The following is a 25,801-nucleotide window of genomic DNA, read 5'->3' as shown; positions in this document are numbered from 1 at the left end:
TCGGGCCCGGAACACTTGCAGCGATCCTGCGTGGCAGCGCTCAAACGCGCCCGGGGTCGCGAGAACTGGAGAGCGCCCCATGCTCGATAACGAGCCCCCAGTCAACCTGGGAGATCAGGGCGGTGAACGGGACGGAGCAGTCACGCCGCCCGCAGACGCCGCCGCCGAAAGCACGACCCCGGCCCGCCGGACGCGGGCACCGCGCCGCAAGGCGGTAGCGCCTCCGCCGGAGGCTGACGGGCTGGACGCCAGCGCCGCGGCCGGCTCCGCCGAGCCGGGCGCCGGAATCGAGGCCGCCGCGGCACCCGCCGCGCCGGTGAAGAAGGCCGCCCGGACCCGCCGCAAAGCGGCGGCACCGGCCGCCGAAGTCCCGGCGGAGGTAGCCGAGGCGCCGGTGGAAGCAGCCGAGACCCCGGTCGCGCCGGTGAAGAAGGCCACCCGGTCCCGCCGTAAGAAGGTCGAGCCGGAGCCGAGCTCGGAGCAGCCGGCCCTGGTCGAGGTGCCGGTCGTCGAATCGACCACGACGGTGGCCGCCGCGGTCGACGCCCCAGCGCAAGAGGCCGCCCCCGCGGCGACCGTGCCGGCCGTGGACGAGACGGACGAGGAAGAGGACGAGGCCGCCCTAATCGAGGAAGCCGCAGTGGAGGCCGCCTCCGCGGCCCGCGCCGCCGGTGTCCCGGTCGTCGGCATCCTGCCGCTCGACGACGACTTCGTGGAGGAGCAGCCGGCCCGGCCCAGCCGGGCCCGCCGCGCCGCGCTGCCGCCCGCGGTGCTCTTCATGCCGCCGGATCCCGCCGAGGCCGAGCCCGCACCGGTGAGCCGGCGCCGCCGCACGGCCGCGGAACCGGTCGCCGAGGCGGAGCCCGAGACCGCACCGACCGGCCGGCGCCGCCGCCCGGTCGCCGCGGCGCCCGTCGAGACCGAGGCGGTCGAGACCGAGCAGCCCGCCGCCGAGGAGACCGAGGGACCGCGCCGCAGCCGTCGCCGTCGCCGGGGCGCGGCCGAGGAACCCGTCGAGGCCGAGGTCGTCGAGACCGAGCAGCCGGTGGTGGACGAGGTCGACGAGGGCGCCGACGACGTCGAGGACGGTGCTGACGAGTCGGACGAGGACGACGAGGCCGGTGCCCGCCGCCGTCGCCGCCGGGGTCGCCGGGGCCGTGGCCGCGGCAAGGGCCCGTCCGACGACGCCGACGAGAACGACGAGGAGTCGGAGGAGGGCGCCGAGGCGTCCGCCGACGCCGAGGAAGAGGACGAGGAGTCCGAGGAGGGCGAGGGCGAGGGCGACGGCGTCACCCGCCGTCGGCGTCGCCGGCGCCGCAAGGGATCCGGTGGGGACGCCGAGACCGGCGGCATCGAGGACGGCGTGCACACGGTGGTACGGGTGCGCGAGCCCCGTCGCACCGACGAGGTGCAGGGTGTCTCCGGCTCGACCCGGCTCGAGGCCAAGCGCCAGCGCCGCCGGGACGGCCGTGAGCAGCGCCGGACCCGCCCGCCGATCCTGAGCGAGTCCGAGTTCCTGGCCCGCCGCGAGGCGGTGGACCGGGTCATGGTCGTGCGGCAGAAGTCGGACCGGACCCAGATCGCGGTCCTCGAGGACGGCATCCTGGTCGAGCACTACGTCGCCCGGGCCACCTCCGGCACCATGGTCGGCAACGTCTACCTCGGCAAGGTGCAGAACGTGCTGCCGAGCATGGAGGCCGCCTTCGTCGACGTGGGCCGCGGCCGCAACGCCGTGCTCTACGCCGGTGAGGTCAACTGGGACGCCACCGGGCTGGAGGGCCGGGCCCGCTCGATCGAGCAGGCGCTGCGTTCCGGCGACTCGGTGCTGGTGCAGGTCACCAAGGACCCGATCGGTCACAAGGGCGCTCGGCTGACCAGCCACATCGCGCTTTCTGGGCGGCACCTGGTCTACGTGCCGAACGGCAACGCCTCCGGGATCAGCCGCAAGCTGCCGGACACCGAGCGCAAGCGGCTCCGGGACGTCCTGAAGAAGCTGGTGCCGGACGGCGCCGGCGTGATCGTCCGGACCGCGGCCGAGGGTGCCAGCGAGGACGAGCTGGCGCGTGACGTCAAGCGGCTGCAGGCGCAGTGGGAGGACATCCAGGTCAAGGCCGCCGAGGGCAACGCGCCGCGTGCGCTCTCGGAGGAGCCGGACCTGGTCATCCGGGTGGTCCGGGACCTGTTCAACGAGGACTTCCGCGACCTCATCGTGCAGGGCGAGCAGGCGTACGCCGAGGTGGAGAGCTACCTCGAGTCGGTCTCGCCGGACCTGGTCGAGCGGCTGCGCCGGCACACCGGCGTCAACGACGTCTTCGCCGAGCACCGCATCGACGAGCAGATCATGAAGGGCCTGGACCGCAAGGTCTTCCTCCCGTCCGGTGGCCACCTGGTGATCGACCGGACCGAGGCGATGACCGTGGTCGACGTCAACACCGGTAAGTACACCGGAGCGGGCGGCAACCTCGAGGAGACGGTCACCCGGAACAACCTGGAGGCGGCCGAGGAGATCGTGCGCCAGCTGCGGCTGCGCGACCTCGGCGGCATCGTGGTGATCGACTTCATCGACATGGTGCTGGAGAGCAACCGTGAGCTGGTGCTGCGACGGCTGACCGAGTGCCTCGGCCGGGACCGGACGAAGCATCAGGTGACCGAGATCACCTCGTTGGGCCTGGTGCAGATGACCCGGAAGCGGATCGGCGCGGGCCTGCTGGAGGCGTTCAGCGAGACCTGTGACCACTGCAAGGGCCGTGGCGTGGTCGTCCACCCGGAGCCGGTACCGGAGAAGCGCGGGAACGGCGCCGGGAGCCAGGTGAAGGCGGTGGCGGCGGCTGCGCGTACCGAGGCGCCGCCGCAGCAGCCACAGCAGCAGCAGCCGAGCGGCAAGCAGCGCCGTCGCCGGGGTGGCGGTGAGAGCGCGGCTGCGGCCGAGGTGGCTCCGGCCGTCATCGAGGAGACCCCGGTGGTCGAGGAGGCCGGGCCGGTGGCCGAGGTCGCCGAGGCGCCGCCGGTCACCGTGGTGGCCGAGCAGGTCGCCGAGCAGCTCGCCGAGCCGGTGAGCGAAGCGGTCGCTGAGCCGGTGAGTGAGCCGGTGGCCGGCTCGGGGATCGTGCGCCGGGCGGCCAAGCCGGCGCTGACCACGTCCGACGAAGACGACGGCTACGACATCAGCGGGTACGACCTCTCCCGGTACGAGGCGCCGGACGCGAACGGCACGGAGTACGAACCGACCGAGCCGATGCGGCTGGCCGGCTCGGACGACCCGGACGCGGCCGACGAGGACGAGGAAGAGGACGATGAGGACGAGCCGGTCGGTGCGGGCACGGGTGCCCGTCGCCGGTCCCGGCGGGGCGGCGCGCGCCGGCGTACCCGTCCCTGAGCTGTAGTGATGCGGCCCGGTAGCTGACTGGAAAGAAAGTTAACTACCGGGCTGTGTCATCCGTTACCCTCGGCGGGTCGATCCAGTCCGTATCGATCTCTGCCCCCGAGGAGACCGAATCCCATGCGTCCCATCCTCTTCGCCGTGGCGGGGCTCTCCGCCCTGCTCCTGACCGGGTGCTCCGCCGACCAGCCGGAGACCGCGTCCGCACCGGCCACCGCCCCCTCGGCCGCCGCCGGCACCTCCGCCGCCGCTGAGGGTGGTACCGCCCCGTCCGCTGCCACCGCCGCCCCGGACGGACCCGACGCGGCGGCTGGTGACGCCGCCCTGTCCGAGGACACCGACGCGATCTGTGAGCAGGCGTCACGTACCAGCACCGCGTTCGGCAAGACCTTCAGCGAGGACTACCGCCTGCTGACCGAGGCGGCGGCCCAGGGTGGGCAGGCCGAGACCGAGGCGAAGCAGAAGGCCGCCCGGGACGTGGAGAACTTCTCGCACGCGCTGCTCGACCTGTCGAGGCTGGCCTCCGACCCGCAGGTGAAGAAGGCGCTGGGCGCCATGGGTGCCGAGGTCACCGCACTCAAGGGTGACCTCGCCAAGATTGACGACAAGAAACTCGCCGGCCTGCATGCCACGCTGGACAAGGCCTGCGGTCGAGGCTAGGCCCGGTTTGGGTCTGCGGCCCGCGATGAAGTAGGCTTGCCGACGGCGCTTTTTCGGCGCCTGTTCCGTGCGCGCCCACAGCGCCGCACCGGAACCCCCAGCAGTGCAGCACCCCAGCAGTATCCGCCAGCAGTCTTCCGGCTGCGTAAGTCTCAGGGAGTCCGCGTCGATGTACGCGATCGTCAAGACCGGCGGCAAGCAGTACAAGGTTGCCGAGGGCGACGTGATCGAGGTCGAGAAGCTCGTCGGTGCCCCCGGCGATGCTCTGACCCTCGCCGCGGTGCTCCTCGTCGACGGTGACAACCTGGTGACCGACGCGGCCAAGCTTGCCAACGTTACGGTGTCCGGCGAGATTGCCGAGCACACCAAGGGTCCGAAGATCCGGATCCACAAGTTCAAGAACAAGACCGGTTACCACAAGCGCCAGGGGCACCGTCAGCCGCTGACCCGCGTCAAGGTGACCGGCATCAAGAGCGGGAAGTAGGCGCGGATATGGCTCACAAAAAGGGTGCATCTAGCTCGCGTAACGGCCGTGAGTCCGCCGCACCGCGACTCGGTGTGAAGCGGTTCGGTGGCCAGCTGGTCAGCGCCGGCGAGATCCTGATCCGTCAGCGCGGCACGAAGTTCCACCCGGGCGACCTGGTCGGCCGCGGCGGCGACGACACGCTGTTCGCGCTTGCCACGGGCAACGTCCTGTTCGGCACCTCGCGCGGCCGCAAGACCGTCAGCATCGTGCCGGTCGCGGAGTAGTTTTTCTCTACAGCGGGCCGTGGACCCTCGGGTCCGCGGCCCGCTGTTGTTTTTCCTTGGCTAGGGGAGTGCTGAAGTGACCACGTTCGTCGACCGGGTAGTGCTGCACCTGCAAGCGGGTGACGGCGGACACGGTTGTGTCTCCGTGCACCGGGAGAAGTTCAAGCCGCTCGGCGGCCCGGACGGCGGAGACGGCGGGCACGGCGGCAGCATCACGCTGGTCGTCGACCCGCAGCAGCACACCCTGCTGGACTTCCACTTCCACCCGCACGTCAAGGCGAGCAACGGCGGCGGTGGCGCCGGCTCGAACCGGGACGGGGCGAGCGGCAAGAACCTCGTGCTCAAGGTGCCGGACGGCACGGTCGTGCAGACCGTCGACGGCGAGGTGCTGGCCGACCTGGTCGGCATCGGCACCGAGTTCGAGGTGGCCCGGGGTGGTCGCGGCGGCCGGGGCAACAAGTCGCTGGCGAACACCCGCCGCAAGGTTCCGGGCTTCGCCGAGCTGGGCGAGCCGGGCGAGCAGCTGGACGTGGTGCTGGAGCTGAAGAGCGTCGCCGACGTCGGGCTGGTGGGCTTTCCCTCGGCCGGCAAGTCGTCGTTGATCTCGGTGATGTCGGCGGCCAAGCCGAAGATCGCCGACTACCCGTTCACCACGCTGGTGCCGAACCTGGGCGTGGTCCAGGCCGGCGACGAGACCTTCACCATCGCCGACGTGCCCGGCCTGATCCCGGGGGCGGCCACCGGCAAGGGCCTGGGCATGCAGTTCCTGCGGCACATCGAGCGCACCTCGGTGCTGGTGCACGTGCTGGACGCGGCGGCGCCGGAGATCGAGCGGGACCCGCTCGCCGACCTGGACGCGATCGAGGCGGAGCTGGCGGCGTACGGCGGGCTGGAGGACCGGCCCCGGATCGTGGTGCTCAACAAGATCGACATCCCGGACGGCCGGGATCTGGCCGAGATGGTCCGCCCCGACCTCGAGGCGCGCGGTTACCAGGTGTTCGAACTCAGCGCGGTGACCCGGGAGGGTCTCCGGGAGTTCGGCTTCGCCCTCGCCAAGCTGGTCGCCGAGAACCGCGCGGCCAAGCCGGTCGAGGAGGCGACCCGGATCGTGATCCGTCCGCGGGCGGTCGACGACGCGGGCTTCACCGTTGAGCAGGACGAGGACGGCGTGTTCGTGATCCGCGGCACCCAGGTGGAGCGCTGGATCCGGCAGACCAACTTCGACAACGACGAGGCCATCGGCTTCCTGGCCGACCGGCTGGACCGGCTCGGGGTCGAGGCGGCACTCGCCAAGAAGGGCGCCCAGGCCGGCGACCCGGTCCGCATCGGCGAGCGGGAGTTCGACTGGCAGCCGAACGCCGGCGAGTACGTCTCCGGCCCGCGCGGCACCGACTCCCGCCTGGAGGAGCTCGACACCCGGCCGTCCGCGGCGCAGCGGCTCGCCGCCCGCAAGGCCCGCCGGATCCGCAACGACGACGAACTGCTGCACATGTCGGCCGACGGCACGGTGTCCAGCATGGCGAACGCGCAGCGGCCGGTGCTGGTCACCGATGACGAGGACACCGACGAATAGGGCTGCGGCCAGTTCGGCGCAACCCGTTGTCCACGGTGATCACCTAGAGTGATCTCGTGCTTATCGAATCCCGTCCCGCCCTGGACCCCGAACTGGCCGCTCTCGTCACTGCTCAGCAGCGCGAACTGGCCGAGGCCGGCACCCGGGCGGGGAACCGGATATTCGAACCGCACGATGACGTGGCGTATCTGGTCGGTGTGGTGAACGGCCGGGCCGTGGCCTGTGGCGCCTGGCAGCCGCTGGCCGAGGGGGTCGCCGAGCTGAAGCGCATGTACGTGCGCCCGGCGTTCCGCGGCCGTGGCCTGGCCCGGCAGATGATCGTGGCGATCGAGGAGGAGGCACTCGCCGCGGACCGTCCGGTCATCCGGCTGGAGACCGGCACCGGTCTGCCCGCGGCGATCGCCCTCTACCAGTCCGCCGGCTACCGGCAGATCCCGCCGTTCGGCGAGTACGCCGGCAACCCGCACAGCCTCTGCTTCGAGAAGCGGATGGGCGCGTTAGTCCAGTAGCCCGATGGCTTGACGCGCACGGCGTACCGTCGCTTCGGCGGTCGGGCGTACCCGGTCCGCGCTTCGGGCGAGCACCTCGCGTACGTACCCCGGATCGTCGGAGAGCTCCGCGTGCCGCGCCCGGATCGGCGTGAGCAACGCCTCGATCGCGTCCGTGACCTCGCTCTTCAGCGCGCCGTAGGAATCGGTGTCGGCCGGCGGCCGGCCGGCGCAGGCGGCCAGGATGTCGATCAGGTTGGTCACGCCCGGCTGCCGTTCCGGATCGCGGCGCACCGTCGCGAACTCGTCGGTGACGGCGCGCGCGACCGTGCGCCGCACCACCTCCGGCGGGTCCAGCAGCCCGATCCGGCCGGCGCCGGTGGTCTTGCTCATCTTGGTGGTGGGATCGGCCAGGTCCATGATCCGGGCGGCGGCCTCTGGCTTGACCCCCTCGGGCACCGTGAACGTCTCGCCATAGCGGGTGTTGAACCGGTCGGCCAGGGTTCGGGTCAGCTCGAGGTGCTGGTTCTGGTCCTCGCCGACCGGCACCTGCGTGACGTCGTAGAGCAGGATGTCAGCGGCCATCAGGATCGGATAGGTGAGCAGGCTCAGGCGCACCTGGCCACCGGCCGCGGACTTCTCCTTGAACTGGATCATCCGGGCCGCCTCGCCGAAGCCGGTCACGCACTCCAGCAGGTAGTGCAGTTCGGTGTGCTCACGCATCTGGGACTGGAGCACGATCGGGGTGCGCCGCGGATCGACTCCGGCGGCGAGCAGCACGGTGGCCAGTTCGAGTGCTGAGGCGCGTACCTCAGTGGGGTTGTGCTCCACGGTCATCGCGTGCAGGTCCGCGATGAGCGCGATGGAAGGCGCGGCGTCCTGCGCCGCGATCAATGGGCGCATAGCGCCCAGAAGATTGCCGAGATGAAGCCGGCCGGTGGCCTGGAAGCCGGTGAGGCGGCGGGTGGGTGCCATGGTGATCTCCCTTTGCGGGTACGGGTGACCGCCGGTCCCCGGGAGATCGCGGTGAAACGTGACGCGGCCGCCCGGTCCGGGCGGCCGCGGAAGTGTTGTCGCGCGTGTCGGTATGCCGCCCCGTCAGGGCAGCCACCAGGTGTAGTGAGACACGCGCATGTAGCGAGATTAACAGTGCATCGCGCGTGCCTGCACAGGCCGCCCGTCGCGCCGGGCATGATGGTCGTCATGCCGACCCTGACCCGTGCCGAGGCCGCGGAGCGCGCGTCCGTCGTCGACGTGGAGGAGTACCACGTCGATCTTGACCTCACCGCGGACGGTGACACCTTCCGCTCGTGCACGGTGGTCCGGTTCCGGGCCCGGGCCGGTGCCGCGACGTTCCTGGAGTTCGAGCCGGTCGAGGTCGTCTCTATGACGCTGAACGGCCAGCCCGTACCGGCTTCCGCGTCGACCGGCACCCGCCTGGAGCTGACCGGCCTGGCCGAGCGGAACGAGCTGGTCGTCGACGCCGTGATGCGGTACTCGAACAACGGCGAGGGCCTGCACCGGTACGTGGATCCGGCCGACCGCAGCGTCTACCTCTACCAGCACCTGTTCATCAACAACGCCGGGCGGGTGCTGCCCAGCTTCGACCAGTCCGACCTCAAGGCGTCGTTCCGGGTGAGCGTCACCGCCCCGCCGGACTGGACGGTCGCCACCAACGGCAGGCTGGTGTCCCGCGACGGCGGCCGCTGGGAGTTCGCGCCGACCAAGCGGATCTCCACCTACCTGGCCAGCCTGATCGCCGGGCCGTACCACGTGCTGACCGACGAGCACGACGGCATCCCGCTCGCGCTCTACGCCCGGGCCGCGCTGGCCGAGCACCTGGAAGCCGAGGCGCCGGAGCTGTTCGAGCTCACCAAGCAGTGCCTGGACCGGTTCCACGAGATCTTCGACATCCGCTACCCGTTCGAGCACTACCAGCAGGCCTTCGCGCCCGAGTTCAACTTCGGCGCGATGGAGTACCCCGGGCTGGTGGTCTTCCGGGACGAGATGATTCCCCGGTCCGCGGTCACCGAGAGCGAGCGGGAGCACCGGGCCACCGTGATCGCGCACGAGATGGCGCACATGTGGTTCGGCGACCTGGTGACCATGAAGTGGTGGGACGACCTGTGGCTCAACGAGTCGTTCGCCGAATACCTGGGCACCCGGGTCGCCGCCGAGGCCACCCGCTACCGGGGCACCTGGACCACCTTCGCGATGCACCGCAAGGCGTGGGGGCTGCGCGCCGACCAGCGGCCGTCCACCCACCCGGTGGCGCCGGAGCGGGTGGCGGACACCGATGAGGCGCTGCTCAACTTCGACGGCATCTCGTACGCCAAGGGCGCCGCGGTGCTCAAGCAACTGGTCGCCTGGCTCGGCGACGAGGCCTTCCTGGCCGGGCTGAACGCGCACTTCGAGGCGCACGCGTACGGCAACGCCACCCTCGCCGACCTGCTCGGCGCCCTGTCCAAGGCGAGCGGCCGGGACCTCTCCGGCTGGGCCGAGGTGTGGCTGCGCCGCGCCCAGGTCAACACACTCCGCGCCGAGGTGTCCCGGGACGGCGCGAACTACGCCGAGGTGGCGGTGGTGCAGACCGCGCCCTCCGACTACCCAACCCTCCGTCCGCACCGGGTCGGCATCGGCCTGTTCGACCGGGTGGGTGGCGCCGTGGTACGCCGGCGAAGGCTCGACGTGGAGCTGGACGCGTCCGGACGGACCGTGATCGCCGAGCTGGCCGGCGAGCCCGTGGCCGATTTGCTCCTGCTCAACGACGGCGATCTGACGTACGCGAAGATCCGGCTGGACGCCGACTCGGCCGCCGCCGTACCGATGCTGCTGCCGCTGATCGACGACTCGCTGGCCCGGGCGGTCATCTGGGCCGCCACTCTGGACGCCGTGGTGGACGGCGAGCGCCCGGTCGCCGAGCTGGTCACCCTGGTGCTCGCCGCGCTGCCGATGGAGACCGAGGTGGTGCTCGTCGAGGACGTGCTGCGGGCCACCCGCGGCCTGGTCGACCGGTACGCCACTCCGGAGACCCGCCCGGCCGCCCTGGAACTGGTCGCCCAGGCCGCCGACCGGCTGCTCGCCGCGTCACCGCCCGGCGAGTCGCGTCAACTGGCCGCGGCGCGCGGGCTGATCGGCGCCACCATCGACGTCGCCCGCCTGCGCGGCTGGCTGGCCGGTGAGGACGTGCCGCGCGGGCTGGCCGTCGACGCCGACCTGCGCTGGCTGATCGTGTACCGGCTCTCGGTCCTCGGCGCGGCCGACCACGACACCATCGACGCCGAACTGGACTCCGACCGCAGCGCCAGCGGTGAGCAGTGGGCGGCCCGGTGCCGGGCCGCGCTGCCCGACCCGGCGGCCAAGGAGACGGCCTGGGCGGCCGTGGTCGGCGACGCGTCGCTGTCGAATCGGCTGGCCGAGCTCACCGCGGCCGGCTTCTGGCAGCCCGAGCAGCTGGAGCTGCTGGACGCGTACGCCGAGCGCTACTTCGCCGAGATGCCGGCGATGATGGGGGTCCGCAGCGGGATGAGCGCCGAGCGGACCGCGCTTGCGGCGTACCCCGACGTCGCGGTCTGCGACCGCACCCGGCAGCTCGCCGCCGCACTGCTGGCCCGTCCCGAACTGAACCCGATCCTGCGCCGGGTGGTGCAGGACGCCGACGACGACATGCGCCGGGCCCTCAACGCCCGGGGTTGATCGGATCTGGCCGTTCCCACCTCCGTGACCTCGTAGCCTGAGGCTACGGGGGTGGATGCGTGGAGTGGTCCGAGGAGTTGGCCGGCGGCCTGTTACAGGCCGCACCGGACGCGATCCTGGTCGTCGACGGCGACCAGATCGTGCTGGCCAACGACCGTGCCGAGCAGATGTACGGGTGGCCCCGGGCCGAGCTGGTCGGCCAGTCCGTCGAGGTGCTGATGACCGACGAGTCCCGGATGGTCCGCGCGGAACGGCGCCGGCTGTTCGACGAGAGCCCGCCCGGCTTGATCGGCCGGATCGTCACCACGGCCTGCCGCCGCGACGGCACCGAGATCCCGGTCGAGTCGTCCACCACGATCATCGAGACCCCGCAGGGCCGGCTCGCCGTCGCGGTGGTGCGCGACATGACCGAGCGGCTGCGTGCCGAGGAGGAGAAGGCCCGCCTGCGGGCCGAGGCGCAGGACCACCGCAACCAGCGGCTGGAGAGCCTCGGGCAGCTGGCCGGCGGCATCGCCCACGACTTCAACAACATGCTCGGGGTGATCCTCAACTACGCCAGCTTCGTCATCGAGGAGGCGGAGTCGGCCGAACCGGACGTCGCGGCCATCGCCGCCGACGCCGAGCAGGTGATTCGGGCCGGCAAGCGCGGCACCGACCTCACCCACCAGCTGCTCTCCTTCGCCCGGCGCGAGGTGGTCCGCCCCCGGCCGGTCGACCTCAACGCGCTCATCGCCGGGGTGCAGGAGCTGCTACGCCGTACGCTCGGCGAACACATCCCGCTGCTCTTCCGGCCCGACCCGGACCTGCCGATGGTGACCTGTGACCCCAACCAGATCGAACAGCTGCTGGTGATGCTCGCGCTGAACGCCCGGGACGCGATGCCGTCCGGCGGCAACCTGGTGATCGACACCGGCTGCCTCGACGACCGGGTCCGGCTGCGGGTCACCGACTGCGGCCGGGGCATGGCCCCCGACGTGGTGGAACGGGCCTTCGAACCGTTCTTCACCACCAAGGCCAGCGGCGAGGGGACCGGCCTCGGCCTGGCCACCGTCTACGGCATCGTCACCCAGGCCGGTGGCGAGGTCGGCATCAACAGCGAGGTCGGGCTCGGCACCACGGTCACCGTGCTGTTGCCGGCCGGCGCCGCGGCGGCACCGGTGGACACCGCTGAACGGCCGGCACCCACCGGCGGGCACGGCGAGACGCTGCTCGTGGTCGAGGACGAGGACGCGCTGCGTGACGTCGCCGGCCGGATCCTCACCGGCGCCGGTTACCGGGTGCTCTCGGCGGAGTGCGGGGCGCAGGCGCTGGAACTGGCCGCCCGGCACGACGGGGAGATCGACCTGCTGGTCAGCGACGTGGTGATGCCCGGCATGCTCGGCAAGGAACTGGCCGAACGGCTCGTCGTCGCCCGGCCGGGCACCCGGGTGCTCTACATGTCCGGGTACGCCCAGCCGGTGCTCGCCTCGGAGGGAACCCTCGACCCGGGCGTGGTGCTGCTGGGAAAGCCGTTCACCGCGAACGACCTGCTCGCCGCCGTTCGCGAGCGCCTCGACGGTTGATCTCCAAGCTATTCTTCTCGGATGCCCGGACATCGGCGAGTGGGAATCATGGGTGGGACGTTCGACCCCATCCACCACGGTCACCTGGTCGCGGCGAGCGAGGTGCAGGCCCGCTTCGAGCTGGACGAGGTGATGTTCGTCCCCACCGGCCAGCCGTACGAGAAGGGCAAGGTCTCACCCGCCGAGGACCGCTACCTGATGACGGTCATCGCGACCGCCTCCAACCCGCGCTTCCACGTCAGCCGCGCCGACATCGACCGGGACGGGCCCACCTACACCGTCGACACGCTGCGCGACATGCGAGCCGTCTACGGGCAGTCGGCGGAGTTGTACTTCATCACCGGCGCGGACGCGCTCGGCCGGATCCTGTCGTGGAAGGACGCGCTGACCATGCTCCGGCTGGCGCACTTCATCGGCGTCACCCGGCCCGGCTTCGAGCTCTCCAAGGCGCACCTGCCGTCGGACAGCGTCACACTGGTGGAGGTACCCGCGATGGCGATCTCGTCCAGTGACTGCCGTAACCGGGTGGCGGCCGGTCTGCCGGTCTGGTACCTGGTACCCGATGGTGTCGTGCAATACATCAACAAGCGGGGCCTCTATCTGGACTCGGGTATTGCGCCGCCGGTGTGAGACGCTTGAAGTCCTGATAGTCGACTCGAGGGGACTCTTTTGCCCGTCACCGAACGCGCTCTGGAACTCGCGCTGACGGCCGCCCAGGCCGCTGCCGACAAGAAGGCGCAGGACATCTCCGTCATCGACGTCGCCGACCAGCTCTACATCACCGACGCGTTCGTCATCGCCTCGGCGTCGAACGAGCGTCAGGTGGTCGCGGTCGTGGACGCCATCGAGGAAGCTCTCGTCAACCTGCCGGAGAAGGCGAAGCCGGTGCGTCGCGAGGGTGAACGGCAGGGCCGGTGGGTGCTGCTGGACTACGTCGACATCGTGGTGCACGTGCAGCACACCGAGGAGCGCGAGTTCTACGCTCTGGACAAGCTCTGGAAGGACTGCCCGATCATCCCGTTCGTCGACCGTGACATGGTCGATGCCGGGGCGGCCGGCACCGAAGCGTCGTGACCCGCCTGATCGTCTGGCGGCACGGCAACACCGACTGGAACGCCGGAGGCCGCGTCCAGGGGCAGACCGACGTGCCGCTCAACGACGTCGGGCGCAAGCAGGCGGTGGAGGCGGCGGCGCTGCTGGCCGTGCTGCGGCCGGACGCGATCGTCGCCAGTGACCTGCGCCGGGCCGCGGACACCGCCGCCGCGCTGGCGGCCCGCACCGGGCACACCGTCAGCTACGACGAGCGGCTTCGCGAGCGGTACTTCGGCGCATGGCAGGGTTTGACCACCGCCGAGGTGGCGGCCCAGCGGCCGGCCGAGTTCGCCCGCTGGAAAGCCGGCAACGACGTCGTCGGTGGCGACGTGGAGACCCTCGACGACCTGGGTAAACGGGTCGCTGACGGGCTGCAGGACGCGGCTCGCCTCGTACCCGGTGGTCTCGTGGTGGTCGCCACTCACGGCGCGGCCGCACGGCAGGGCGTCGCACACCTGCTCGGCTGGCCGTTGGAGCAGGTCCGCACGCTGCGGGCGCTGCAGAACTGCCATTGGGTGGAGCTGACCTCGGACGGCGAACGGGGCTGGCAGCTCGCCGGATACAACGTCGGGGTCTTCATCGACCGGCCGGTCCCGCCCGCCGTCTGAGGAACCGGGGCCGGTCCGGTAACGTCCAACCACCATGCTGATCCGTCGAAGCGTTGTCCCCGCCGCGCTGTTCCTGGCCTTCGCCGCCGGCTGCGCGAACAACAACAACATCGACGCCGGAGCCCCCGCGCCGGCCACCTCCTCCACCATCCCCTCCGCGGCTCCGTCCTCGGCCCCCGCCGACGGAACCACTCTCACCGGCACGGTCACCGCCGGCGTGGAACCCGGCTGCCTGCTGCTCAAGGACGGCAGCGGCGATCATCTGCTGATCTTCAAGGACGACGCGATGGAGAAGTCCGTCAAGGTCGGCAGCGAGGTCACGGTCGTCGGCAAGGCCGAGACCGGCATGATGACCACCTGCATGCAGGGTGAGCCGTTCGTGGTCTCCTCGGTGGCCGCCAACTGAGTAAACCGGGCCTACATCAAGTACCTTGCGTGCATGACCATCGCGGTCGTGACCGACTCCACCGCGTACCTGCCGGGTGAGCTGAGCGGCACGTATGACCTGACAATCGTGCCGCTCACCGTCGTCATCAACGGCTGGGACGGGCTGGAGGGCCTGGAGATCTCGCCGGCCGAGGTCGCCCGGGCACTCGGCACCCGCCGTGCCGCCGTGAGCACGTCCCGGCCCGCGCCGTCCCAGTTCGCCGCGGAATACCGCCGGCTGCTCGACGCCGGCGCCGACGGCGTGGTCTCCGTGCACCTGTCGGCCAAGCTCTCCGGCACCTACGAGGCCGCCCAGCTGGCAGCGGCCGAGGTCGGCCCGCGAGTCCAGGTCGTAGACAGCGGAACGGCCGCGATGGGACTGGGCTTTCCGGCGCTTGCCGCGGCCACGGCCGCAGCCCAAGGGCAAGACCTGGAGACGGTACGCCGTACCGCGGCCGATCATTCGCAGCGGGTGAGCACCTTCTTCTACGTCGACACGCTGGAGTTCCTGCGCCGCGGTGGCCGGATCGGGGCGGCCTCCGCGCTGGTCGGCACCGCCCTGTCGGTCAAGCCGATCCTGCACGTGAGGGACGGTGCCGTGGTGGTCCGCGACAAGGTCCGCACCGCCGGGCGCGCCCTCACCCGCCTGGTCGACCTGGCGGTGGAAGCGGCCGGTGACGGCGAGGCCGACGTGGCCGTGCATCACCTGGGCACCCCGGACCGGGCCTCGGCGCTGGTCGACGCGATCAGCGTGCGGCTCGGTGACCAGCTGCGCGACTGCTACCTCACCGAGGTCGGCGCGGTGGTGGCCGCCCACACCGGTCCCGGGCTGGCCGGCGTCGTCGTGCACCGCCGCTAGAGGTCCTCCGGCCATCCGGTCGCGGACCAGCGGGGCGGATGCGAGTCCTCCACCCGGGTTAGGTGCGGCGCCAGTGCGGACCACGGCAGCGTACGGTCGCCGACCTGCACCTCGTCCGCCTCCGGAAGCAGGGCGGGAGCGTCCCGGTCCCACACCGCGCGGGTACGCCAGCCGTCCGTCACGGAGCCGGCGAGGGTGAGTGCGGCGAGCGGGTCGGCCGAGTCGGCGGCCTGCCGGGCGTACTCGCGTACCGCCAGCACCCGTTCGGCCCGCTGGACCAGGGGACGCAGCGGGTGGCCGGGCGGTGCGGAGTAGGGGACGGTGCAGCCGTCGTCGTCGCTCACGTACGCCATCGGGGTCAATCCTCGCGCCGAGCTCAGGAACAGCTCCTCGGCCTGGACGAAGAGCCCGGGCAGGTGCTCGCCGCCGTCCGCGGTGACCAGCAGGGTGCCGCGCTCCGGGGCGAACGCCACCGGGACGCCGCCGACCTGCTCGGCGAGCCGGCCCAGCCAGCCCTCGAGCAGCAGGTGCGAGGTCCAGTACGCGTCCCCGTCGTCGACGAACCGCACCACGATCGGGCCGGTCGCCACGCCCTTCAGCACGGCGCCCGGCAGGTTGGCGCGGGCTCTCGCGAAGACCAGGTCGGCCGTGACGTCCCAGGTCGTCAATTGAGCCGGGGTCACGTACGTCATGGTGTCTGGTTGATCGACCACCACGAACTCGGACAGAAATGGCCAGGCCGGGCGGCGCAGCGGCGCGCCCGGCGCGAAGCCGCGCAGCACCGGTCGCAACATCGGCGCGGCCGCGGACCAATCGGCCGGCAGGCCGGGGGTACGGATCAGCCCGGCCACGTAGTCGTCGGCCGCCTTGCGCCGGTGCCGTTCCGCCAGCAGCGGCTCGAGCTGCAGGATTGTCGGCTCGGTGTCGCCCGGAGCGGTGAACCGGATCTCGAACGCCGCGGCGTGGTAGCGCGTGTCGGTCACACCCGCCTGACGCAGCCGCCGGATCACCCGGGCTGCCAGCCGGGCCCGGGCGATCCTCCGAATGAGGCCCACGACGCCTGTCCTCTCGCGCCTTCTTATGGTCTATTGCAGGGGCTTGCTTATGGTCTTTGCAGGGGCTTACGGACGATGATCGCTAGGGAGTCGAGATCATCGTCAGTCGTGATGGTTGCCGTCAATCCGTTCCCGGCGGCGATCTCTCGCGCGGTCTCCGCCTGCGCCTCAGTGATCTCCGAGAGCAGCACACCCCGAGGTGCGAGCCATTCGGCCGCTCCCGCCGCGACCGCCCGGAACACGGCCAGCCCGTCGTCGCCGCCGTCCAGAGCGGTGCGCGGCTCGTGCTCCCGAGCCTCCGCCGGCAGCAGGTCGATGTGCCTGGTCGCCACGTAGGGGACGTTCGCCAGCAGCACGTCGACCCGGCCACGAAGGGCGGCCGGAAGCGCTTCGAAGAGATCACCGAGGTACACGTTCTCGCCCAGGTTCTCCCGTGCGCAGGCGACCGCGACCGGGTCGATGTCGGCGGCATGCAGGGCGATTCCGGGCACCCGGTGCCGGACGGCCAGGCCGAGCGCACCGGAGCCGCAACAGAGATCCACGACCAGGCCGTCCGGCGGTGCGGCCTCGGCGCCGAGCCGGACCAGCAGGCCGCTGCGCACCCGGGGCACGAAGACGCCGGGTCGCAACCGGACCCGTACGCCGCAGAAATCGGCATAACCGGTGACCTGTTCGAGGGGCTCACCGGCGGCGCGGCGCTCCACCAGCACGGCCAGCGCGCCGCTGTCGTGTTCGGCCGCCTCGCTGAGCACCGCCGCCTCCTCCTCGGCGAACACGCAGCCGGCGGCACGCAGCCTCCGGGCGGCCGCCGCGAGGGCTTCGGTCGTTGTCACAAGGCAGTCCTTAGCACGGGGGCGAGGGTCGTGGGGGCTGTCCACAGTGCCGGACCGTCCACAGGGGCGCGGGCGGTGGGGCGGCGAACTACCTACTTTCTGGAGCGTGCGAGAGGCGAAGGATAGCGGTGACGTCGTCGAAGCGCGGCTGCGGGCGGTGCTCGACCGGCTTCCCGCCGAGGAGCGGGCTGACCTGGCAGAGGAGGGTGGCCGGCTCGACTGGGCGGAGATCATTCCGGCGTGGTCGGAGGAGGAGACGGGTCACCCTTTAGTGAGGCGGTCCGCCGGTGGTGCGGGGGATGGGCGGGGCGGCGGCGCTTCCGCATCATCTTCGGCTCCCGGGTTCGCTGATTTCTGGCCCGGTCCGGGTGCGGCCGGGCCAGGTCCTTCCAGCCCTTACAGCGTTGAGGGGTGGTCTGGCGTTACAGAGGCCGTTCTCTCGTCAGGCCTTTCTTCAGGATCGCCGGGTGGTTCCAGTTCTGCGGGCGGGGATGGTGGTCCTGGTTCTTCTGGCCTTTCCGCTTCTTCTGGTCCTTCCGGCCTTTCCGGTTCTTCCGGCTCGGCTCTCGGTCGGTCCGGGGTTTCCGGTTCTTCGGGCTCGGGTCCCGGTCGGTCCGGCGCTTCCGGCGCTCTGGGCTCCTCTCCGGCTGAGCCGGCCCAGCTGACCGGGGACGGCGCCTTCGGCGGCGAACGGCGTGCCTGGCTGCACGCCTTCGATCCCGGCCGGCCGGGAGTGCGGGCGCTGGCCGCGGTCGCCGTGGCCGTCGTGCTGATCGCGGCCTTCCTGGCCTGGCGGGCCCGGCCGCGGGTTGATCACGTCGCACCCTCCTTCGAGGGAACCGCGAGCGCCTCCTCCTCCGCGCCCGCCGGCGTACCAGGCGAGGTGGTGGTCGCCGTGGGTGGCAAGGTGCGTAAGCCGGGCCTGGTCCGCCTGGCACCGGGCGCCCGGGTCGCCGACGCGCTGACCGCCGCGGGCGGCGCCGAGCCCGGCGTCGACGTGGCGATGCTGAACCTGGCCCGACGGGTGACCGACGGCGAACTGATCATGGTGGGCGTCGCCGCCGCTCCAGGCGCTCCCGTGCCGGGCTCCGGCGTCTCCGGGGCCGCGCCCGGAGCACCCGGTGCGCTGGTCAACCTCAACACGGCGACCCTCGCGGACCTCGACGCGCTGCCCGGTGTCGGACCGGTGCTGGCGCAGCGCATCCTGGACGCCCGCGATGCCCAGGGTGGCTTCCGCGCCGTCGGTGACCTGCGCAAGGTGGACGGCATCGGCGACGCCCGGTTTGAGCAGCTCAAGGACCTGGTGACGGTCTGATGAGCGGGGACGTGCCGGACCTACGGCTCGCCGGTTTCACCGTGGGGACCTGGCTTTCCGCGCTGGTCGCACTGCACCTCTCGGCTGTTTTCGGGCTCGCCCTGGGTCTGGTGGCCCTGGCCGTCGCGGCGATGCTTCTGCTTTGCCGGCGACGCTCCGCTGCTGGTGCTCGGCGGGGCCTTCCCGCCGGTCTGCCGGACGGGCTTCGTGCCGGTCTGCCGGACCGGCGCCGCGCCTGTCTGCCGGACTGGCTTCGCGCGGTGGCGCTGCGCTGGATCGCGGTGGCGGTGGTCCTGGGTGCCGGATGCGGGGCGATCGCCACCGCGGCTCGGATGTCGGTTCGGGAGGCGGACGCGCTTGTCGCCCTCGTGAAGGCGGGCGGACCGGTGGAGGTGGAGGTGATCGTCCGGGACGATCCGCGGCTATTGGCCCGCTCGGCCGGGCCGCCGACCTATCTGGTCGCGGTCGAACTGCGTACGGTGCGGGCCGACGAACAGCAGCCGGTGCGGCTGTCGGCGCGGGCGCTGGTGCTCGGAGCCGACCCGGGATGGCGCGGACTCCTGCCCGGGCAGCGGCTGACCACCACCGGGCGCCTCACCTCGCCGCGCCCCGGCGACCTCAGAGCGGCGGTGATCTCGGCGCGCAAGCCACCGGCACTGATCGGTCAGCCATCGTGGGCGCAGCGAGGCGCGGGCGTGCTGCGTGCGGGACTTCAACTGGCCTGCGAGCCGTTGCCGGACGAGTCCGGCGGCCTCCTGCCCGGCCTCGTGGTCGGTGACACCAGCCGGCTGGACCCGGCGTTGGAGGAGGACTTCCGGACCACCGGCATGACCCACTTGACGGCGGTCTCCGGCACCAACGTCGCGATCGTCCTGGGTGTCGTGCTGTTCGTGGTGCGCCGGGCCCGGGCCGGTCCGGTGCTCGCCGCCTGCGTGTGCGTCGTCGCGCTGACCGGCTTCGTCATCCTGGCCCGGCCGTCGCCCAGTGTGGTGCGGGCGGCCGCGATGGGCGCCATCGGGCTGCTGGGCCTGGCCACCGGCCGTCCCCGGGCCGCGGTTCCGGCGCTGGCCGCGGGTGCTGCCGTCCTCGTCGTCGCGGACCCGGAACTGGCTGCCGATCCCGGCTTCGCCCTGTCCGTGCTGGCGACGTCCGGCCTGCTGCTGCTCGCACCGGCCTGGCGTGACGGCCTGCGGCGGCGGGGATGCCCGGCCGGCGTCGCCGAGGCGCTGGCGGTCCCGGCCGCGGCTCAGGTGGCCTGCGGCCCGGTGGTCGCCGCGCTCTCCGGCACGGTCAGCCTCGTCTCGGTGCCCGCCAACCTGGTCGCGGTGCCGGCGATCGCTCCGGCCACCCTGCTCGGTGTCGGTGCCGCCGTGCTGTCGCCGGTGTGGCCGGCCGGCGCCGGGTTCCTCGCTTGGCTCGGGCACTGGCCGACCGAGTGGCTGGTGCTCATCGCCCATGCTGGTGCGCGGGTGCCGGCCGGTGCGCTGCCCTGGCCGGGCGGGGCGGCCGGTGGGCTGCTGCTCGCCGCGCTCACCGTCGCGTTCCTGGTCGCGGCGCGACGGGCTCTCGTACGCCGGTTGGCGGCCGTCGTCGCTCTCGGCGCGATCCTCGGAGCGTTGCCGGTGCGGATCCTGGCCTCCGGCTGGCCGCCGCCCGGCTGGCTGGTGGTCGCCTGCGCGGTGGGCCAGGGTGACGCCGTCGTGCTTCCGGCCGGAGCGGGACGGGCGATCGTGGTCGACGCCGGCCCGGAACCGAACGGGGTCGACCATTGCCTTCGCCGGCTCGACATCAGCCAGGTGGTGCTGCTGGCGGTCAGCCACTTCCACGCCGATCACGTCGGCGGCGTCACCGGGGTGTTCCGCGGCCGCCAGGTGGCCGCGGTGATCGGGCCTGACTGGCCGGAACCGGCGGGCGGCCGGGCTGACGTCGAGGCCGCGGCCGCCCGGGCCGGGATACCGGTGCGGGCGGTGGGGCCCGGATGGGCGTACGACACCGGCGGACTCCGGGTGGAGGTGCTCGGGCCGATCGACGAACTGCGCGGCACCAACTCCGACCCGAACAACAACTCGCTGATCCTGCGCGCGACGATCAGCGGCCGGAGTGTGCTGCTGCCGGGTGACGCGGAGATCGAGCAGCAGGAGGACCTCGTCGGCAAGCTCGGTGCGGGTGGGCTGCGCGCGGATGTGCTCAAGGTGGCCCACCACGGCAGCGCGTTGCAGGCGCCGGAGTTGTTGGACGCGGTGGACCCGGCTGTCGCGCTGGTGTCGGTGGGCTTGGGCAACGACTACGGGCATCCGAATGCGCCGGTGCTGGCTCGGTTGGCGCGGGGTGGGGCGCGGATTCTGCGTACCGATGAGTCGGGAGATGTGGCCGCGGTGCTGGCGGGGGATGGGCTTGCGGTCGCGGCCCGCGGCGATCCGCCGGCGGAGTGAGGGCTCTTGGTAGTTCTTGTTACGCAGATCCTTGTAGCGACACGCCCGGCGGAGGGATCCGGTGAGCGATCCGTTTTGGACGATTAGCCTCAATATGGGACGAAACGGATGTGGTCTGCCTGGGCGGCGTCGGGCCTGAGCAAGCGACTCTACGACCAAGGAGGCATCTTCGTCGGACAATATGTCGGGTTTCGCATTCGGTGATCGGCGTCCATGCGCTAAGGAGTGAGGCTCGCGGACTTGTCGGTGCACCGTGCGACGATGTTGCACGTGAATTCTGTGCCACCCGCCTCGTTGCTGCTCGTCCAAGGCGATGAGGAGTTGCTCGTCGCCCGCGCCGTCGCCGCGGCCGTGGAAGCCGCGCGGGCCACCGACCCCGGCGCCGACGTCCGGGAGTATGAGGCGGGGGCGCTGGTGGCCGGCGAGGTGGCCGAGATGCTGAGCCCGTCGCTCTTCGGCGGCCGGCGGGTGCTGGTGGTCCGGAGCGGTCAGGATGCACGGAAAGACCTCAGTGCCGCCCTGCTGGCGTATGCGAAGAGTCCCGACCCCGACGTGACCTTGATCGTCACGCATCCGGGCGGCGCGAAGGGCAAGGCGTTCGCCGACGGTCTGCGTGCTGCCGGTGCCACCGTCGTGCCCGCCGCGAAACTGAAGAGCGATCGCGAGCGCATCGCGTTCGTCCGGGACGAGTTCCGCCGAAATGGCGCCCGGTGTGACGAGGCCGCCGCGTCCGCCCTGCTGGCCTCGGTCGGGAACGATCTGCGGGAGATCGCCGCGGCCTGCTCGCAGCTGCTCGCCGACACTGACGGCAAGATCACCGAGGCGACCGTGGCTCGCTACTACCGGGGGCGGGCCGAGGTCAGCGGTTTCACCGTGGCCGACGCGGCGATGGTGGGTGACCTGCCGGGCGCGTTGGAGGCCCTGCGCTGGGCGCTCCACGTCGGCGTCGACCCGGTGCCGATCGCGGACGCGCTCGCCGACGGTGTGCGGACGGTTGCTCGGGTCGCCTCCGCCGGACGCGGTAACCCGTATCAGCTGGCGAGCACCCTGGGCATGCCGGCCTGGAAGATCCAGCGGGCCCAGGAGCGGAGCCGGGGCTGGACGCCGGAGGGTCTGGTCGACGCGATGCGAGCGGCGGCGGACTGCAACGCGGCCGTCAAGGGCGGCGCCGAGGACCGTGGCTACGCGCTCGAGCAGGCCGTGTTCGCGGTGGCGGCGGCGCGGCGAGACGGCGGTGCCCGTTGACCCGTACGATTCGGTCCCGCCGTGCGGAGACGGCCGCTCCGCCCCTCTACGCCCGGGTGCTGCGGTTACGGCACCTCGCGCCGAGTGGACTGCTCTGTTTCGTCTTTCTCGAGGGCGCGGTCGTGCTCGGGATCCTGCTGGCCCTGGCGGAGCTGGTCAGCTGGTGGGGCGTCCTGGTGCTTCCGGTCACGGTGGCTCTGATGGTCAAGTTCAACGACCTGGTCGCCGGCACCTTCGTTCAGCCTCCGGCCGCGTCCCGGCCAGGGGTCGCCCGCGCGTCCGTGCTGCGGCCGGCCGCGATGCCGGCGACCGGGTTGTACCCCAGCGCGACGCCCTCGACCGGCCCCTATCCCGGCGCGGCGCCCTCGGCTGGCTCGTATTCCGACGCCAGCCCTTTGAGCGGCCCTTTGAGCGGCCCTTATTCCGGTGCGGCGCCTTCGGCTGGCTCGTATTCCGACGCCAGCCCCCTGAACGGCTCCTATTCCGATGCGGTGCCTCCGGCTGGCTTGCATCCTGGTGCGGCGTCGCTGGCTGGCTCGTACTCCGACGCCCCCTTGACCGGCTCGTATCCCGGTGCGGTGCCTCCGGCGGGGCCGTATTCCGACACGATGCCTGCGGTGCCCCAGCCGCATCTCGGAAGCCCGAATAGCGTGGCCACGCCCGGATTCGCTGAGCCATTCCCTGCGGGCAGCGCGCCGGGCGCCGGCGTCGTTTCCGATCGGAACAGTGCCGGGTACGAAAATGCGGGGTTCCAGCCGGCTCACCCGATGATCGGGGGCCGGGAAGAGTCGGTGGGTAACGGCGACGAGCCGGTCGCCGGGCCTCCGTTCACCAACAGGCCGGGTGCCATGCCGGTCGCTGATTTAGCGCGGGCGTCCTACGGGCAGGCGCAGGGCGAGGACGCGGCGACCCGGGCGTCGTCCGCAGGTACAGGGCCTGGGCAGCGAGCCTGGGCTGACCATGACGTGCGTCAGCAGATGGCCCGCCAGTCGGCCGTGCGCCGCTACGAGTAGGAAACCGCAGCTCGAGAGCCGGGTCGGATCCGGCCGCTCTGAGCCGGTTTGCCGGTGGCTAGGCGGTTCCGCTTCCGGCCTGCCGCCGCTGCCTCCACCGGCGGCGTCGTCGGAGAAAGAAGCGGGCACCGGCCGCGGCCCGCCGCCTGGGACGTCGGGCCATCAGCGCGGAAATGGAAGCGGGCAGCGGCCGTGGTCGGCCGCCTTGGAACGGCAGGACCACCAGCGAGGAAGCGAAATGCAGGCACCGATCCAGGTCGGCCGCCTTGGAACGGCGGGCCATCAGCGGGAAGCGGGCACCGGCCGTGGCGGCCGCCTGGGAACGGCGGGGCCATCAGGGAAACACGGAAACGGGCACCGCCATGGACCCGAAGGTCCGGCGATGCCCGTCTCACGGAAGCCTGGTTCGCCGGGTATGGCGAACGATGTCAGCGGCCGCGTCCGTGCGACCGTGACCTGATCCGCAACGGATCAGGCAGACAGCGAGGCGATCTTCTTGGCGATGGCCGACTTGCGGTTGGCCGCCTGGTTCTTGTGGATGACGCCCTTGCTGACAGCCTTGTCCAGCTGACGCGAAGCGTCACGCAGCAGCGCGGTGGCCGTCTCGGTGTTGCCGGCGTCGCTCGCCTCGTGAAGCTTGCGAATCACGGTCTTCAGCGACGACTTGACCGACTTGTTGCGCAGACGGGCCTTCTCGTTCTGCCGGTTGCGCTTGATCTGGGACTTGATGTTCGCCACGCGACAGCCTTGTCCTGACTAGGTTCGGAAAACGGTCTCAAGCGGTGGTCACCACGGTCGCCCGCTCTGACTGGAAGCCAGTACAGCCGACATAAACGCGTCACCACACGCGATGAGCCAGACTACCAGCACCCCTGCGAGCCGCCAAAACGGCTCCGGGGAAGGGCGAGCGTTCACCGGCTCCCCGGCGTGGCGGTGTGGCTCCAGCCCCGGCGTTGTGCCAGCCAGGCCAGCGCCTGCCGGCCGCTGAACAGCTGATGCTGCCGACTGTGTGGCGAAGCACTGCTGGGGCCGTCCGCCGCGCGCACCAGCCAGTACCCGGCGAGCGCCGCCAGCGCGCCGTCCACCCCGTCGACCGGCGGGTGCCACTTCTTGATGTAGGCGTCGGCGTCGAGGCCGCTGGCGTAGGCGCTGATCAGCAGCGTCACGACGTCGTACCAGGGCGCGCCGAGGCACGGCCAGGTCCAGTCGCAGAGCCAGGCCTTGCCGGACCCGTCGATGAGCACGTTGTCGACGCGCAGGTCACCGTGGCACATCCCGGAGCCGCCGGTCTTCGACGGCAGCCGGCGTTCGAGTCCGGCGAGCTCGCGCAGCCGTTCCGGCGCGACGGTGCCGTGTGCGGTCGCCGGCATCGGTTCGCGGCCCGACTCGATCAGTGACCACCAGGACATCTCGGCGCGCAGGATGTCCGGCAGCCTGGGCAGACCGACCGCGAGCAGCTCGGGCGTGGGGTCGGCCAGTGCCCAGGCGGCCTCCGACCAGGCGTACAGGGCCGCGTCCAGGTCGGATGGGGACCAGGGCAGTGACGGGATACGGCCGTCGATCGTCTCCAGGCACAGGACGAACCATCCCGCCTCGGCGAGCGTCCAGCTGGGCCGGGCGGCGCTGACCTCAGGGGGCAGGGCGGAGGTGATCGCGTGCTCTCGGGCGTACCACTCAGAGGTCGGATCCCGCAGCGCCGCTGCCTTGACGAAGGCGCTCTCGCCCGCCGCGGTGCTCAGCACCGCGGCGAAAGCGCGGGTGAAGCCGCCGCCTGCGCTGCGCGCGGCGGTGACGGGCGCGCCGAGGCGCGCAGAGATTGCCTCCCGCACGGGCGTCGGAAGATCAGACCAGGAGGGACGTACGGCGGTGGCGTCGTACGGTACGTCGGGCAACGAGATCGGCCGCATGTCCTCATCCTGTCGCCGGCGGAATTGTCGTACCCCACTGGGAGGATCGCAGCCATGAGAACCGACGATTTCTGGGCGGTCATCGACCGTGCGACCGCGGACCGGCCGGCCTCGCCCGCCGAGGTGGCCGACCGGGCCGTCGCCGACCTGGCCACGCGCGATCCGGAGGAGATCGTCGCCTGGGGCCGCCACCTCGACAAGGTGCTCGCCGCGTCCGGCACGGAGGACCTGTGGGCGGCGGCCTACCTGATCAACGGCGGCTGCACCGAGGAGGGCTTCGACAGCTTCCGCGGCTGGCTCGTCGCGCACGGGCGCAAGGCCGTCTCGACCTCGGTCCAGTCGCCGGATGTGCTGGCCGGGTTGCCCGCCGTGCAGGCCGCGTCGGAGAACGGTGCGGTCTTCGAGGCCGAGGAGGTGCTCTCCATCGCCGCGCGGGCCTACGAGAAGGCGACCGGGGAGCCGCTACCGGCGGCTGGCGACCGACCACGGACTCGTCCGGAGGTCGGCGACCTCTGGGACTTCGACAACGAGGACGAGATGCGCCGCCGGCTGCCGCGGCTCTCCGCTCTCTTCCTGGAGCCGCCGGAGTGATCGCGGATGCGGTCCGGCATGTCCTGGGCGTGCGAGGTCGACCTCCGAGGCGAGGTTGATCCGGCTTGTCGGGGGCCCTTGCTGTGGGCGCGGTTGCGGTCGTCGAGCCGGTCCATCTGCCTGTGATACCGGCACGTCGGGCGACATCGCGGGGATCTGGGGCCGTCGTTGGGAGGCTGCGGGATCTAGGTGTAGTGACCAGGACCGTTGTTGACGCGGTTGATGGGTGGCTGGCCTCCGAGCGCGGTGTGGGCTCGATGGTAGTTGTAGGTGTGGAGCCAGCCGGGTAGGGCGTCGGCGCGGTCCTGGTTGCTGGT

The 25,801-nt window shown here is 71.7% G+C and carries 22 protein-coding genes and 2 pseudogenes; 18 read left to right on the top strand and 6 right to left on the bottom strand.

The window, feature by feature from the left end:
- The first annotated feature begins 79 nt into the window (after positions 1 to 79).
- The 6 genes from I4J89_RS45860 (at position 80) to I4J89_RS45835 (ending at position 6,871) form a co-directional block, all read left to right on the top strand.
- Positions 80 to 3,376, top strand: coding sequence for an Rne/Rng family ribonuclease (locus I4J89_RS45860; RefSeq protein WP_196420533.1), 3,297 nt, complete (start codon positions 80 to 82; stop codon positions 3,374 to 3,376).
- Between the two features lie 123 nt (positions 3,377 to 3,499).
- Positions 3,500 to 4,039 (top strand): hypothetical protein, encoded by a 540-nt coding sequence (locus I4J89_RS45855; RefSeq protein ID WP_196420532.1) that lies wholly within the window; start codon positions 3,500 to 3,502, stop codon positions 4,037 to 4,039.
- A 169-nt stretch (positions 4,040 to 4,208) separates the two neighbouring features.
- On the top strand, positions 4,209 to 4,523 hold the full coding sequence (gene rplU, locus I4J89_RS45850; RefSeq protein WP_196420531.1) for a 50S ribosomal protein L21: 315 nt from the start codon (positions 4,209 to 4,211) through the stop codon (positions 4,521 to 4,523).
- A gap of 8 nt (positions 4,524 to 4,531) precedes the next feature.
- Positions 4,532 to 4,789, top strand: a complete 258-nt coding sequence (gene rpmA / locus I4J89_RS45845; RefSeq protein WP_196420530.1) for a 50S ribosomal protein L27 — start codon at positions 4,532 to 4,534, stop codon at positions 4,787 to 4,789.
- Positions 4,790 to 4,865: 76 nt separating this feature from the next.
- Complete coding sequence (gene obgE, locus I4J89_RS45840; protein ID WP_196420529.1) at positions 4,866 to 6,362, top strand: GTPase ObgE; 1,497 nt, start codon at positions 4,866 to 4,868, stop codon at positions 6,360 to 6,362.
- 56 nt (positions 6,363 to 6,418) lie between these two features.
- Positions 6,419 to 6,871 (top strand): GNAT family N-acetyltransferase, encoded by a 453-nt coding sequence (locus I4J89_RS45835; protein ID WP_196420528.1) that lies wholly within the window; start codon positions 6,419 to 6,421, stop codon positions 6,869 to 6,871.
- Here the strand turns inward: I4J89_RS45835 and trpS are convergent.
- A complete protein-coding gene (trpS, locus tag I4J89_RS45830; RefSeq protein WP_196420527.1) occupies positions 6,860 to 7,825 on the bottom strand; it encodes a tryptophan--tRNA ligase in 966 nt (321 codons plus the stop codon). The genes I4J89_RS45835 and trpS overlap by 12 nt on opposite strands.
- A gap of 228 nt (positions 7,826 to 8,053) precedes the next feature.
- Between trpS and pepN the strand changes: the two genes are divergently transcribed.
- The 7 genes from pepN to I4J89_RS45795 are packed head-to-tail and all read left to right on the top strand — an operon-like array spanning position 8,054 to position 15,093.
- Positions 8,054 to 10,546 (top strand): aminopeptidase N, encoded by a 2,493-nt coding sequence (gene pepN, locus I4J89_RS45825; protein WP_196420526.1) that lies wholly within the window; start codon positions 8,054 to 8,056, stop codon positions 10,544 to 10,546.
- Between the two features lie 59 nt (positions 10,547 to 10,605).
- A complete protein-coding gene (locus tag I4J89_RS45820; RefSeq protein WP_196420525.1) occupies positions 10,606 to 12,108 on the top strand; it encodes a PAS domain-containing hybrid sensor histidine kinase/response regulator in 1,503 nt (500 codons plus the stop codon).
- Positions 12,109 to 12,129: 21 nt separating this feature from the next.
- Positions 12,130 to 12,738, top strand: a complete 609-nt coding sequence (gene nadD / locus I4J89_RS45815) for a nicotinate-nucleotide adenylyltransferase (protein ID WP_196420524.1) — start codon at positions 12,130 to 12,132, stop codon at positions 12,736 to 12,738.
- 39 nt (positions 12,739 to 12,777) lie between these two features.
- Positions 12,778 to 13,182: a ribosome silencing factor gene (gene rsfS, locus I4J89_RS45810; RefSeq protein WP_196420523.1), complete on the top strand. Its 405-nt coding sequence runs from the start codon at positions 12,778 to 12,780 to the stop codon at positions 13,180 to 13,182.
- Positions 13,179 to 13,808: a histidine phosphatase family protein gene (locus I4J89_RS45805; RefSeq protein ID WP_196420522.1), complete on the top strand. Its 630-nt coding sequence runs from the start codon at positions 13,179 to 13,181 to the stop codon at positions 13,806 to 13,808. Before rsfS ends, I4J89_RS45805 begins: the two co-directional genes overlap by 4 nt.
- A gap of 34 nt (positions 13,809 to 13,842) precedes the next feature.
- Entirely contained in the window at positions 13,843 to 14,214 is a 372-nt protein-coding gene (locus I4J89_RS45800) for a hypothetical protein (RefSeq protein ID WP_196420521.1), read from the top strand.
- A gap of 33 nt (positions 14,215 to 14,247) precedes the next feature.
- Positions 14,248 to 15,093, top strand: coding sequence for a DegV family protein (locus I4J89_RS45795; protein WP_196420520.1), 846 nt, complete (start codon positions 14,248 to 14,250; stop codon positions 15,091 to 15,093).
- Here the strand turns inward: I4J89_RS45795 and I4J89_RS45790 are convergent.
- Complete coding sequence (locus I4J89_RS45790) at positions 15,090 to 16,148, bottom strand: hypothetical protein (protein WP_196420519.1); 1,059 nt, start codon at positions 16,146 to 16,148, stop codon at positions 15,090 to 15,092. The two genes, I4J89_RS45795 and I4J89_RS45790, sit on opposite strands and share 4 nt — an antisense overlap.
- Positions 16,149 to 16,195: 47 nt before the next feature.
- On the bottom strand, positions 16,196 to 16,981 hold the full coding sequence (locus tag I4J89_RS45785; RefSeq protein ID WP_309238776.1) for a putative protein N(5)-glutamine methyltransferase: 786 nt from the start codon (positions 16,979 to 16,981) through the stop codon (positions 16,196 to 16,198).
- 631 nt (positions 16,982 to 17,612) lie between these two features.
- On the opposite strand from I4J89_RS45785, the gene I4J89_RS45780 reads away from it, so the two are divergent.
- The 4 genes and pseudogenes from I4J89_RS45780 to I4J89_RS45765 all read left to right on the top strand — a co-directional run.
- Positions 17,613 to 18,296 (top strand): ComEA family DNA-binding protein, encoded by a 684-nt coding sequence (locus tag I4J89_RS45780; protein ID WP_196420551.1) that lies wholly within the window; start codon positions 17,613 to 17,615, stop codon positions 18,294 to 18,296.
- The gene (locus I4J89_RS45775; protein ID WP_196420517.1) at positions 18,296 to 20,728 is read left to right on the top strand and encodes a ComEC/Rec2 family competence protein; all 2,433 of its coding nucleotides are present in this window, start codon (positions 18,296 to 18,298) and stop codon (positions 20,726 to 20,728) included. Before I4J89_RS45780 ends, I4J89_RS45775 begins: the two co-directional genes overlap by 1 nt.
- 261 nt (positions 20,729 to 20,989) lie before the next feature.
- Positions 20,990 to 21,973, top strand: a complete 984-nt coding sequence (gene holA, locus I4J89_RS45770) for a DNA polymerase III subunit delta (protein ID WP_196420516.1) — start codon at positions 20,990 to 20,992, stop codon at positions 21,971 to 21,973.
- Positions 21,970 to 22,224: pseudogene (locus tag I4J89_RS45765) on the top strand (hypothetical protein); the annotation flags it as partial. The gene holA and the pseudogene I4J89_RS45765, both read left to right, overlap by 4 nt.
- Positions 22,225 to 23,457: 1,233 nt before the next feature.
- On the opposite strand, the gene rpsT reads toward I4J89_RS45765, so the two are convergent.
- The gene (gene rpsT / locus I4J89_RS45760) at positions 23,458 to 23,724 is read right to left on the bottom strand and encodes a 30S ribosomal protein S20 (protein ID WP_196420515.1); all 267 of its coding nucleotides are present in this window, start codon (positions 23,722 to 23,724) and stop codon (positions 23,458 to 23,460) included.
- 173 nt (positions 23,725 to 23,897) lie between these two features.
- Positions 23,898 to 24,893, bottom strand: a complete 996-nt coding sequence (locus tag I4J89_RS45755) for a phosphotransferase (RefSeq protein ID WP_196420514.1) — start codon at positions 24,891 to 24,893, stop codon at positions 23,898 to 23,900.
- A 54-nt stretch (positions 24,894 to 24,947) separates the two neighbouring features.
- Between I4J89_RS45755 and I4J89_RS45750 the strand changes: the two genes are divergently transcribed.
- Complete coding sequence (locus I4J89_RS45750; RefSeq protein WP_196420513.1) at positions 24,948 to 25,484, top strand: DUF4240 domain-containing protein; 537 nt, start codon at positions 24,948 to 24,950, stop codon at positions 25,482 to 25,484.
- Positions 25,485 to 25,669: 185 nt separating this feature from the next.
- On the opposite strand, the pseudogene I4J89_RS45745 reads toward I4J89_RS45750, so the two are convergent.
- Positions 25,670 to 25,801 (bottom strand): annotated as a pseudogene (locus I4J89_RS45745) (IS481 family transposase); the annotation flags it as partial.

Origin of the sequence: Actinoplanes aureus (genome assembly GCF_015704865.1) — a bacterium.
Classification (GTDB): domain Bacteria; phylum Actinomycetota; class Actinomycetes; order Mycobacteriales; family Micromonosporaceae; genus Actinoplanes; species Actinoplanes aureus.
This window is presented reverse-complemented; position numbering and strand designations above follow the sequence as displayed.

Bases quoted from the DNA above. Each gene is read 5' to 3' on its own strand.
- I4J89_RS45860 (WP_196420533.1), top strand. From the start codon at position 80: ATGCTCGATAACGAGCCCCCAGTCAACCTGGGAGATCAGGGCGGTGAA.
- I4J89_RS45855 (WP_196420532.1), top strand. From the start codon at position 3,500: ATGCGTCCCATCCTCTTCGCCGTGGCGGGGCTCTCCGCCCTGCTCCTG.
- rplU (WP_196420531.1), top strand. From the start codon at position 4,209: ATGTACGCGATCGTCAAGACCGGCGGCAAGCAGTACAAGGTTGCCGAG.
- rpmA (WP_196420530.1), top strand. From the start codon at position 4,532: ATGGCTCACAAAAAGGGTGCATCTAGCTCGCGTAACGGCCGTGAGTCC.
- trpS (WP_196420527.1), bottom strand. From the start codon at position 7,825: ATGGCACCCACCCGCCGCCTCACCGGCTTCCAGGCCACCGGCCGGCTT.
- pepN (WP_196420526.1), top strand. From the start codon at position 8,054: ATGCCGACCCTGACCCGTGCCGAGGCCGCGGAGCGCGCGTCCGTCGTC.
- nadD (WP_196420524.1), top strand. From the start codon at position 12,130: ATGCCCGGACATCGGCGAGTGGGAATCATGGGTGGGACGTTCGACCCC.
- I4J89_RS45800 (WP_196420521.1), top strand. From the start codon at position 13,843: ATGCTGATCCGTCGAAGCGTTGTCCCCGCCGCGCTGTTCCTGGCCTTC.
- I4J89_RS45795 (WP_196420520.1), top strand. From the start codon at position 14,248: ATGACCATCGCGGTCGTGACCGACTCCACCGCGTACCTGCCGGGTGAG.
- I4J89_RS45775 (WP_196420517.1), top strand. From the start codon at position 18,296: ATGAGCGGGGACGTGCCGGACCTACGGCTCGCCGGTTTCACCGTGGGG.
- holA (WP_196420516.1), top strand. From the start codon at position 20,990: ATGTTGCACGTGAATTCTGTGCCACCCGCCTCGTTGCTGCTCGTCCAA.
- I4J89_RS45755 (WP_196420514.1), bottom strand. From the start codon at position 24,893: ATGCGGCCGATCTCGTTGCCCGACGTACCGTACGACGCCACCGCCGTA.
- I4J89_RS45750 (WP_196420513.1), top strand. From the start codon at position 24,948: ATGAGAACCGACGATTTCTGGGCGGTCATCGACCGTGCGACCGCGGAC.